This is a genomic window from Pseudomonadota bacterium, from assembly GCA_026388215.1.
In the GTDB taxonomy this organism is placed as follows: domain Bacteria; phylum Desulfobacterota; class Syntrophorhabdia; order Syntrophorhabdales; family Syntrophorhabdaceae; genus JAPLKF01.
The window spans coordinates 1-1,556 of record JAPLKF010000195.1 but is presented as its reverse complement, the minus strand read 5'-3'; the positions used below and the strand labels follow the sequence as shown (position 1 = coordinate 1,556).

At 38.0% G+C, this 1,556-nt stretch carries 2 protein-coding genes; one reads left to right on the top strand and one right to left on the bottom strand.

Translation table 11 applies throughout. From position 1 onward, the window contains the following. Positions 1 to 507, top strand: a 507-nt coding sequence (pyrE, locus tag NTU69_10435; GenBank protein MCX5803927.1) for an orotate phosphoribosyltransferase, incomplete at its 5' end; no start/stop codon positions are given. Between the two features lie 121 nt (positions 508 to 628). Here pyrE and yihA read toward each other — a convergent pair. Further along, a complete protein-coding gene (gene yihA, locus NTU69_10430) occupies positions 629 to 1,225 on the bottom strand; it encodes a ribosome biogenesis GTP-binding protein YihA/YsxC (GenBank protein MCX5803926.1) in 597 nt (198 codons plus the stop codon). Positions 1,226 to 1,556: the final 331 nt, after the last annotated feature.

Here is a 1,556-nt window from a genome sequence, read left to right as displayed (position 1 = left end):
CTATCTTATGAAGAGGGCGAATTTATACTGAAAAGCGGAAAAAAAAGCACTTACTATATCGATGCGAGGGAAACCGCATTGAACCCTGAAGGCATGTACCTTACGGGTAACATTATGTATAAAATGGTGCGTGAAATACCTGGAATAGAGGCAGTTGGCGGGGTGAGCGTAGGGGCAGATCCACTTGTTTGCGCTGTCGTTTTAAGCTCTTATAGCTTAAAAGACAATCTGGCAGGATTCTTTATAAGAAAAGAACCTAAGGGGCATGGGAAAAATCTATGGATAGAAGGTGCAAAAAACCTGAAGAAAGGTATGAATGTGGTTATCCTCGAAGATGTCGTGACCACGGGTGGCTCTTCTTTGAAGGCAGTAGAAATTACCAAACAGGAAGGCTACAATGTAAGAGGTATTATTGTGATGCTGGATAGACTGGAAGGTGGGAAAGAGGCAATAGAATCAAAAGGTTACATTTTTAAATCAATATTTACTCTTAAGGATTTGAGATAACATAACAAAATAATTATTGATACTTGTTTATTGATACCTGTTTCTTGAGACTGGACTCTTGATATTTGATTCTGTTTTTCACTCAATCTGGCATCGAGTATCCAGTATCGTTTCTGTTTTATCAAGTATCAGCGGTACTGAATATGTGAGTGAGAAGTTCCTTTCTCCCATCTCCTGTTTTCGCAGAAAAAGTAAAGATTTCTCCTTCACCGATCCATTGTCTGGATAGTCTTTTCTTAATATCTACAAAGTTCCTGCTCTCTTTATCGGTTTTTGTGAGTACCAGCGTAAAATGCAATTTCCGGTCAAAAAACCATTCCAGCAGCATTTCGTCGAGGTTGTCGAATTCTCTCCGCGCATCATAGACCCAGATGATCCTTTTTATGTTTTTGTTGCGCTCGATATAACCTTCGATCATCTTCTGCCAGTTCTGCTGCATTACTTTTGACACTTTTGAATACCCGAATCCGGGGAAATCAGAAAAGATAAGTTGCTGCCTTACGCCTCTGTATTCATAATCAATACTATAGAGATTTACCATCCTCGTTGCTCCCGGGGTAGAACTCGTTCGCGCAACCTTTTGCATCACAAGAGTGTTTATCATTGAAGACTTTCCAACATTCGACCTTCCTATAAAACACACCTCCGGGATGTTGCTCATCCCCCTATTCTCAGGCTCGAGGGTGCCTTTCACATATTCTGCATTTAATATCCTCATATTTAACCTATACTAATCCACTTCTTATGAATTTCACAAATCATTTACCATTTATTTACTATTTAAAAAGGAAAAAAACGAGGAAGAAAAAAACGAGGAAGTTTTGAAGGGATTTTGATTTGACTAACTCAAGATAATATAAAACAATGAACTATTTTCCCTAAAAGGTCTTATGAAAAGTTAGTTTCATGGGAACTATTTTCAGGAACAATTGACATCAATTTTTCCCTTATTTCCTGCGGATTATACTGATCTATTTTCTCCACAAACTCTTCAATCCTTTTTTGTAAATCTATCCAATCAAAGGACGATGCCTTAACCATCATGATTT

What these genes read in the sequence shown, in the direction of transcription:
- yihA (MCX5803926.1), bottom strand. Translation starts at nt 1,225, where the DNA reads ATGAGGATATTAAATGCAGAATATGTGAAAGGCACCCTCGAGCCTGAG.